The 8,005-nt window shown below is 71.7% G+C and carries 10 protein-coding genes; 6 read left to right on the top strand and 4 right to left on the bottom strand.

Annotated features, from left to right (window positions below; genetic code table 11):
• Positions 1–460 (bottom strand): ABC transporter permease subunit (locus VQ02_RS16780; protein WP_048445346.1); only part of this gene is annotated, 460 nt, incomplete at its 3' end.
• A 13-nt stretch (positions 461–473) separates the two neighbouring features.
• The gene (locus VQ02_RS16775; RefSeq protein ID WP_048445345.1) at positions 474–1,328 is read right to left on the bottom strand and encodes a transporter substrate-binding domain-containing protein; all 855 of its coding nucleotides are present in this window, start codon (positions 1,326–1,328) and stop codon (positions 474–476) included.
• A 299-nt stretch (positions 1,329–1,627) separates the two neighbouring features.
• On the opposite strand from VQ02_RS16775, the gene VQ02_RS16770 reads away from it, so the two are divergent.
• Positions 1,628–2,131 carry a GNAT family N-acetyltransferase gene (locus tag VQ02_RS16770; protein ID WP_048445349.1) on the top strand — a complete coding sequence of 168 codons (504 nt, stop codon included), beginning with the start codon at positions 1,628–1,630 and terminating at the stop codon, positions 2,129–2,131.
• Between the two features lie 87 nt (positions 2,132–2,218).
• Here VQ02_RS16770 and VQ02_RS16765 read toward each other — a convergent pair whose 3' ends face one another.
• Positions 2,219–2,809, bottom strand: a complete 591-nt coding sequence (locus tag VQ02_RS16765; protein ID WP_048445344.1) for a PepSY domain-containing protein — start codon at positions 2,807–2,809, stop codon at positions 2,219–2,221.
• Between the two features lie 193 nt (positions 2,810–3,002).
• On the opposite strand from VQ02_RS16765, the gene VQ02_RS16760 reads away from it, so the two are divergent.
• On the top strand, positions 3,003–3,263 hold the full coding sequence (locus VQ02_RS16760) for a hypothetical protein (protein WP_245239760.1): 261 nt from the start codon (positions 3,003–3,005) through the stop codon (positions 3,261–3,263).
• A 25-nt stretch (positions 3,264–3,288) separates the two neighbouring features.
• On the top strand, positions 3,289–4,149 hold the full coding sequence (locus VQ02_RS16755; protein ID WP_048445343.1) for an SDR family oxidoreductase: 861 nt from the start codon (positions 3,289–3,291) through the stop codon (positions 4,147–4,149).
• 155 nt (positions 4,150–4,304) lie between these two features.
• Here the strand turns inward: VQ02_RS16755 and VQ02_RS16750 are convergent, their stop codons facing one another.
• Positions 4,305–4,520: a DUF6894 family protein gene (locus tag VQ02_RS16750; protein WP_048445342.1), complete on the bottom strand. Its 216-nt coding sequence runs from the start codon at positions 4,518–4,520 to the stop codon at positions 4,305–4,307.
• A 171-nt stretch (positions 4,521–4,691) separates the two neighbouring features.
• On the opposite strand from VQ02_RS16750, the gene VQ02_RS16745 reads away from it, so the two are divergent.
• Genes VQ02_RS16745 through eutC form a run of 3 tightly spaced genes read left to right on the top strand, consistent with a single transcriptional unit; the run spans position 4,692 to position 7,842 of the window.
• Entirely contained in the window at positions 4,692–5,558 is an 867-nt protein-coding gene (locus VQ02_RS16745; protein WP_048445341.1) for a transglutaminase-like domain-containing protein, read from the top strand.
• Between the two features lie 38 nt (positions 5,559–5,596).
• Complete coding sequence (locus tag VQ02_RS16740; RefSeq protein WP_048445340.1) at positions 5,597–6,976, top strand: ethanolamine ammonia-lyase subunit EutB; 1,380 nt, start codon at positions 5,597–5,599, stop codon at positions 6,974–6,976.
• Positions 6,973–7,842, top strand: a complete 870-nt coding sequence (gene eutC / locus VQ02_RS16735) for an ethanolamine ammonia-lyase subunit EutC (RefSeq protein WP_083469268.1) — start codon at positions 6,973–6,975, stop codon at positions 7,840–7,842. The genes VQ02_RS16740 and eutC overlap by 4 nt, the downstream gene beginning before the upstream one ends.
• Positions 7,843–8,005 lie beyond the last annotated feature (163 nt).

The following is an 8,005-nucleotide window of genomic DNA, read 5'->3' as shown; positions in this document are numbered from 1 at the left end:
GCGCCACGACCCGGCGCAGCATCAGGCCGCGATGCATGCCGACGGCCCGGGCCGCCTCGATCTGCCCGCGCTCGAGGGCGAGGTAGGCCCCGCGAAAGACCTCGGCCTGGTAGGCGCCCGAGATGATCCCGAGCGCCGCGACGCCGACTCCGAAGGCCGGCACGCCGACGAAGCCGGTGGCGCCGAACAGCCCGGCGAGCCGGCCGAGGGCCGCGCTGCCGCCGAAATACATCAGGTAGATGACGAGCAGGTCCGGCACGCCGCGCAGGAGCGTGGTGTAGCCGTCCGCCACGAGCCGCAGGGGCGCGAGGCCCGAGAGCTTGGCGGCGGCCGCCACGCCGCCGAGCACCGCCCCGACGAGGAAGCCGCACAGGGCGAGGGCGAGGGTGGTGCCGGCGGCGACAAGCAGCGCGCCGCCCCAGCCGCCGGGCCCGAAGCCGAGAAGGGTGAAGGCGCTCACGCCGGGTGACCCGTCAGCCCTGCGGGGTCAGGTCGGCCTTGAACCACTTGAGCGAGAGCTTCTTGAGGGTGCCGTCGGCGATCACCGCGTCGATGCCCTCGTCGAGCCGGGCCTTCAGCTTCGTCTCGCCCTTGCGCAGGCCCATCGCCACGCCCCGGCCGAGGATGCCGCCACGGAAGCGGGGGCCGGCCAGCACCACCGTGTCGGCGAATTCCGGCTTCTCGGCGGTCGCCCGCAGGGGGGCGTCGTTGGCGAAGATCGCGTCGAGGCGGCCGGCGGCGAGGTCGAGGTCGTGCTGCTCGGTGGTCTTGTACTCGCGCACCTCGATGGTGCCCTTGAGGTACTTGTCCATGAAGGCGGCGTGGATGGTCGAGACCTGGACGCCGACGGTCTTGCCCTTGAGGAGCGGCTTGATCGCGTCGAGCGCCTTCTGGGCCTCGGCCTCGTCCGCCAGGCTGAACTTCTGGCCACCCAGGGGGAGCTTGGCCAGCGGCCCGTTGCGGTCGACCGCGAAGCCCGAGGAATCGCCGCTGTAGGGCTTGGTGAAGTCCACCACCTTCAGGCGCGCGTCGGTGATGGTCATGCCCGACATGATGGCGTCGAACTTCTTGGCGTTGAGGCCCGGCACCACGCCGTCCCAGTCCTGGGCGACGAACTCGCATTTCAGCTTGGCGCGGGCGCAGATCTCGCGGCCGAGCTCGATCTCGTAGCCGTCGAGGGTGCCGTCGGGCTTGGTGAAGTTGTAGGGCGCGTAGGCGCCCTCGGTGGCGATCCGGACCGTGGCCGGCACCGCGTCGTCGGCCCGGGCCGCACCGACGGGGCCGAGCGCGAGGGAGAGGATGAGGGCGAGTGCGGTCCTGATTCTCATTGCGGCGTTGTCCCCGGAACCTTTGAGGCGTTCGCGCTCAGCTAACCCGCAAGGCGTCCCCCGACGCAAGCGCCTGCACGCCAGGATGATGCGAGCGGCGTGCCATCGTCGGTTTGCACTCACAGCTAAGCGCTGCTATGGCGCCCCGCGGGCGATCGCGCCCGGCGCGGGCATCACGCCCGTGGAAGACGCGGGCCATGCCCGCCAGGAGCGAAACGATGGCCCCGAGGGCAGAGGCGCGACGACGGATCGGCTGACCGATCCGCCCAACATCTTCGACGCCCGCCCAGAGTGTGCCCGTGACCACGCTGCCCCTCGTCATCCGGCCCGAGACCCCGCGCGACAACGACGCCATCGAGCGCCTGCACGAGCGCGCCTTCGGCCCCGGCCGCTACGCCCGCACCGCCTTCCGGCTGCGGGAAGGCGTCGCCCATCTGCCGGACCTCTCGTTCACGGCGCTGGTCGGCACCCTGCTGGTCGGCTCGGTGCGAGTCTCGCCCGCCCGGGCCGGGACGTCGCCGCTCCTGGTGCTCGGCCCCCTCACGGTCGATCCGGCCTTCGGCAGCCGCGGCATCGGCGGCGCCCTGATGCGCGCCTCCCTCGACGCCGCGCGGAGCGGCGGCCACGGCCTCGTCATCCTGGTCGGCGACGCGCCGTACTACGCCCGCTTCGGCTTCGCGGTGCTGCCGCCGCGCAAGCTCACCCTGCCGGGCCCGGTCGATCCGGGGCGGTTCCTGGCGCTGGAGCTGCGCGAGGGAGCCCTGGCGGAGGCGGGCGGGAGCGTGGTCGGCGGAACGGTCTGATCCGCGTTCCGCCGGACTCAGGCATCAAGACGGATGGTGGGATCCCTCCCCGAGCGGGAGAGGGGGAACCGCATCCTGTTCTGAGACTCAGTCCTTCATCACCTGGCCGTCCGGCCCGATCTTCACTTCCTGCTCCTTGTCCGCCAGGGCGACCTTGATCTCGTAGGCGACGGCCGAGCCCTCGCGCTCGACCTCGGCCTCGTAGGCCTTGCCGCCGCCCGCCGTCTGCTCGGCGATCGCCAGGGCGTCCTTCAGGGAAACCTTCGCGTTGTTGAAGTCGGCAACCTTCAGCCGGGTGAAGTAGCGCTCGATCGGCTGGTTCTCGCTCTTGTAGAGCGCGCCGGTATCGGCGTTGATGCCGTACTCGACCAGCTTGCCGTCCGGATAGACGACCTTGATCGCCCAATGGGTCGGGTTCTTGCTGTCGGCCTTCTCGAAGTCGGCGTCGATGGCGCGACCCTTCTCGCCCTGCTGCTCGGCGGTGGTGATGGCCTGGGCGAGGCTGATCTTGGTCAGCTTGGCGGCCTCGAACTCCTTCATGTCGCCGGTGGCCGGCGCCGTCGGGGCGGGCGCGGGCGCAGTCGGGGCCGTCGGCGCGGTCGGGGCGGTGGTCTGGGCGAGGGCGAGGCCGGTGGTGAGCGCGAGGGCGCCGGCGGTCGCGAGGAAGCGCGTCAGCATCGTGATCTCCGAGGGCGAGTGAAGCCGTACCGTAGGGACACCGGAAACGCCGATCGCCTGACTTGGTTGCCCGCTAGGCAACCTGCTTCGCGGGCAGGCAGCCGGTCCGGCCCGGAACACCGATACTCCCCGCCAGTTGGTCCGGCATCGCGGCCCGCCTGCGGCGGCCCCTCCCATCGACTGGAGATCGTCCGTGCTGCCTTCCCGCGCCCTCCTGGCGCTCGCCCTCCTGCTCCTCGCCGCCCCGTCCGCCCACGCGCAGCAGAGCGGTCCCTTCTTCGACCCGGACGCGACCGGCTCGCTGCGCGGCGGGCGTTGGTCCGGCGAGCCTGTCCCCCGCACCGGCCCGCAGGTCTGCCAGCGCTGGTGCGAGACCGACTACGTCCCGTGCGACCCGCCGAACTTCAAGATCGCCGATGGCCGCTGCCGGCCCTTCGGCGGTGGCCGGTTCTGACTTCCCGCCGCGAGGAACCCCGACGATGACCGATTTCCCCAAGCCGCCCTTCGACCGCCAGAAGCCGATCCCGATGCCGGGGCGCGACGCCGAGATGGACCCGCGGCCCGATTACGGCGAGACCCGCTACAAGGGCTCGGGGCGCTTGGCGGATCGCAAGGCGATCATCACCGGCGGCGACAGCGGCATCGGCAAGGCGGTGGCCCTCGCCTTCGCCCGCGAGGGCGCCGACGTGCTGATCGCCTATTACGACGAGCACGACGACGCCCGCGAGACCGCCAAGCTGGTCGAGGCCAGCGGCCGCAAGGCCGTGCTGGTGCCCGGCGACATCAAGGACCCGGCCCATTGCCGCGCCATCGTCGAGAAGGCGGTGGCGGCGTTCGGGCGGGTCGACGTGCTCGTCAACAACGCCGCCCACCAAGCCACCGTGCAGTCGATCGAGGAGATGAGCGACGAGGAGTGGGACGTCACGTTCCGCACCAACATCCACGCGATGTTCTACCTGACCAAGGCGGCGGTGCCACACATGCGGCCGGGCAGCGCGATCATCAACACCACCTCGATCAACGCCGACACGCCGAGCCCGCAATTGCTGGCCTACGCCACCACCAAGGGAGCGATCCAGAACTTCACCGGCGGGCTGGCGCAGCTGCTGGCCGAGAAGGAGATCCGGGTGAACTGCGTCGCTCCCGGCCCGGTCTGGACGCCGCTGATCCCCTCGACGATGCCCGAGGAGAAGGTGCGCCAGTTCGGCTCGCAGGTGCCGATGAAGCGCCCCGGCCAGCCGGTCGAGCTCGCACCCGTCTACGTGATGCTGGCGAGCGAGGAGGCGAGCTACGTCTCGGGCGCCACGGTGGCGGTGACCGGCGGCAAGCCGATGATCTGATGCTTCGAGGCGCCACCCCGAAGCCTGCTCCGGGGTGGCGATATCGGGCGGAACGTCGCTGGTCCTAAGCAGAGATGCACCATGCATCTCTGCTTAATCCCTTGTCCTTGCATCATTTTTATCGCCGATCCGGTGACCGCTTCGGCGAACGATGCTTAGGCGGCCACCGCCAGCGACACCCGAAAGACCGTCCGCCCGGTCTCGTCGCGGACGTTCATGGCGAGGACCGCGCCGGCGGCCCGGTCGAGGGCGCAGGAGCGCAGGGCCTGAAGGGCCTCGGCGCGGGCTGCGCCGGCATCGGAGAGCACCACTCCGATCGTGTCGCGGGCGTCCCAGGTTCCGGCATCGAGGTCGAAGAAGTAGCGGTGCACGGCTCATCCTCCCTGCTCGCCCCGGTCTTGCCGGGCTTGACGACCCGCGGCCTTAACGCAGGCTAACCGAAGATAGGCAAAGGATGGGCCGCGCCGGTGCGGCCCGGGCCCTGACCGATTCGGCGCGGTCCTTGCGTCACCCTATCTCGCCTGCGAGGAGGGCCTCAAGCCGTGCGCTACACCCTGGGTTGCCACCTGGCCTACGAGATCGAGGCCGAGACGGTGTTCATCTTCAACCTGGAAGTCGCGCAGCTCGCGCGGCACCGGGACCTGCGGGAAACCTTCCGCCTGATGCCGGACCTGCCCGTCCGCCGGCACGTCGCGCCGGTCACCGGCAACCGCTACGTCGCCGTGGTGGTGCCGCCCGGGCGGTTCAGCCTCGACTACGAGGCCTCGGTAACGCTCGATCCCCACCGGGCCGACCCTGCCGGCATCGGAGAGACGCCGGTGAAGGACCTGCCGCTCGACATCCTGCCCTACCTGCTGCCGAGCCGCTTCGTCTCCTCCGACCGCCTCACGCCCTTCGCGCGGGCGGAGTTCGGCGACGGGCCGGGGGGCTTCGAGCGGGTGAGCCGGATCTGCAACTGGATCCACGACCACATCGCCTATGTCCGCGGCGCCAGCGACGAGGAGACCACCGCCGACGAGACGCTCCTGAAGCGGGCAGGGGTGTGCCGCGATTTCGCGCATCTTGGCGCCGCCTTCTGCCGGGCGCTGGGCATCCCGGCCCGCTTCGTCAGCTGCTACGCCTACGGCCTCGTGCCGTGCGACTTCCACGCCGTGTTCGAGGCCTACCTCGACGGCCGCTGGTGGCTGTTCGACGCCACCCGGCAGGCCAACCTCGACGGACTGGTGCGGATCGGTGTCGGGCGCGACGCCGCCGAGATCGCGTTCTCGACGCCCTTCGGCGCGATGACGCCGACCGGCATGGAGATCCGCATCGACCGGGCCGACGGCGCGCCGGAGACGGGGGACCGGACCACGGCGGCGGTCTCGACAGCGGAGGAGGGCCCTGACGCGGCGGCCGGCCTGCGGTAGGCTTCCCGCCCCCAGAGGACCCGCATGAGCGACCGCCCATGAGCTATCGGCACGTCGTCGGACCCCGGACCTTCGTCTTCGCCGACCTCGCCGAGCTGATGGCGAAGGCGAGCCCGCCCCGCTCCGGCGACCGGCTCGCCGGCCTGGCGGCGGGAAGCGCCGAGGAATGCGTGGCGGCGCGCTGGTGCCTCGCCGAGGTGCCGCTGACTGAGATCCTGGCCCGGCCGCTGATCCCGTACGAGGCCGACGACGTCACCCGGCTGATCCTCGACAGCCACGACGCCGCGGCCTTCGCGGGCATCGCCCACCTGACGGTCGGCGACTTCCGCGAATTCCTGCTCACCGCGAGATCTGAGACCCTCGCCGCCATCGCCCCGGGCGTGACGCCCGAGATCGCCGCCGCGGTGTCGAAGATCATGCGCAACCAGGACTTGATCCTGGTCGCCCGCAAGGCCCGGGTGGTCACGTGCCTGCGCAACACGATCGGGCTGCCCGGCACGCTGGCGGTGCGGCTCCAGCCCAACCACCCGAGCGACGATCCCGCCGGCATCACCGCGGCGATCCTCGACGGCCTGGCCTATGGCTGCGGCGACGCCTGCATCGGCATCAACCCGGCCTCGGATTCGGTGCAGGGCCTCACCGGCCTGCTCCACCTGCTGGCCGAGCTGATCGACCGCTTCGCGATCCCAACGCAAGCGTGCGTGCTCACCCACGTCACCACGACGCTGGAGGCCATGAACCGCGGCGTACCGGTCGATCTCGTCTTCCAGTCGATCGCCGGGACGCAGGCCGCCAACGCCTCGTTCGGCGTCACCCTGCCGCTGCTCAAGGAGGCGCACGAGGCGGCGCTCTCGCTCAAGCGCGGCACCTTGGGCGACAACGTGATGTATTTCGAGACCGGCCAGGGCTCGGCCCTGTCGGCGGAGGCCCATCACGGCATCGACCAGCAGACCCTGGAGGCGCGCGCCTACGCGGTGGCCCGTGCCTTCCGGCCGCTCCTCGTCAACACGGTGGTGGGCTTCATCGGCCCGGAATACCTCTACGACGGCAAGGAGATCATCCGGGCCGGGCTCGAGGACCATTTCTGCGGCAAGCTGATGGGCGTGCCGCTCGGCGTCGACGTCTGCTACACCAACCACGCCGAGGCCGACCAGGACGACATGGACACGCTGCTGACGCTGCTGGGTGCGGCCGGCGTGACCTACGTCATGGGGGTGCCGGGGGCCGACGACGTGATGCTGAACTACCAGTCGACCTCGTTCCACGACCAGCTCTACCTGCGCGAGGTGATGGGACTGAGGCGGGCGCCGGAATTCTCGGAGTGGCTCGCGCGGATGGGGCTGACCGACGCCGACGGCGCGCTCCTGCCGGCCGGCGGGGCGCCGCTGCTCGCCGCCGCCCCGGATCTCGCCGCGTGAGCCGCGATGATCCGGCCGGCGCCTGGCGCCGCCTCGCCGCCCTGACGCCGGCGCGCATCGCGCTGGGCCGCGCCGGTTCCGGCCTGCCGACCCGCGAGGTCCTGCGCTTCGGCCTCGCCCACGCCCAGGCCCGGGACGCGGTGCATACCCCGCTCGACGTCGAGGCCGTGCGGGCCGGCCTCGCGGCCCTGGGCTTCGAGACCTTGGCGGCGGCCTCCGCGGCGCCCGACCGGGCGACCTACCTGCGTCGGCCCGATCTCGGGCGCCGGCTCGACGACGCCTCCGCGGCGGCGCTCGCCGCGGCGGCCGGCAAGCCGGTCGACCTCGCGCTCGTGGTGGCGGACGGCCTCTCGGCCCGGGCCGTCCACGAGGGCGCGGTGCCGCTCCTCGCGGCGCTCAAGCCCGCCCTCCTCGGTTCAGGCCGGCGCCTCGCGCCGCTGGTGGTGGCGACGCAGGCGCGGGTGGCGCTCGGCGATGCGGTGGGAGCGCTGCTCAGGGCCCGCGCCGTCGCGGTGCTGATCGGCGAGCGTCCCGGCCTGTCCTCGCCGGACAGCCTCGGCGTCTACCTCACCTTCGACCCGCGCCCCGGCCGCACCGACGCCGAGCGCAACTGCCTGTCGAACGTGCGGGCGGCCGGGCTGAAGCCCGATCTGGCGGCGTTCAAGCTGCACTGGCTGATCGACCAGGCGCTGACGCGGGGGCTCACCGGCGTGGCGCTGAAGGACGAGAGCGACCGGCTGCTGGCGGGGCCGGCGGCGAGATCGATCGCCGAAGGCTCGCGCGAGAATCCTCCGCTCTCTGCGGCAGGGCTGTCCGGGGAAACGCTCAAGACGAGAGGAGCGCAGGCGAAGCCGGAGCGAGGGTGAGGGGGTCTTATACCCTCGCGCCTTCGCATCGACGCGTCGATGCGAAGGCGTCCGGCGCATTGGCGCCGGCGCCCGTTCGGGCTCGCCTTGCGCCTCCGAACGGGTCCGTTCGAAGGCGCGGCGGTATTACCGAGCCGCGCCTCCGCCGGCAGGTCGTCCGGCG

The sequence above is a fragment of the Methylobacterium variabile genome (assembly GCF_001043975.1).
GTDB lineage: Bacteria > Pseudomonadota > Alphaproteobacteria > Rhizobiales > Beijerinckiaceae > Methylobacterium > Methylobacterium variabile.
The sequence above is the reverse complement of the archived record's forward strand: the minus strand, read 5'-3'. Positions and strand labels throughout refer to the sequence as shown.

Excerpts from the sequence above, each read along its gene's own strand:
- VQ02_RS16765 (WP_048445344.1), bottom strand. The coding sequence starts at position 2,809 with ATGCTGACGCGCTTCCTCGCGACCGCCGGCGCCCTCGCGCTCACCACC.
- VQ02_RS16755 (WP_048445343.1), top strand. The coding sequence starts at position 3,289 with ATGACCGATTTCCCCAAGCCGCCCTTCGACCGCCAGAAGCCGATCCCG.
- VQ02_RS16740 (WP_048445340.1), top strand. The coding sequence starts at position 5,597 with ATGAGCTATCGGCACGTCGTCGGACCCCGGACCTTCGTCTTCGCCGAC.
- VQ02_RS16775 (WP_048445345.1), bottom strand. The coding sequence starts at position 1,328 with ATGAGAATCAGGACCGCACTCGCCCTCATCCTCTCCCTCGCGCTCGGC.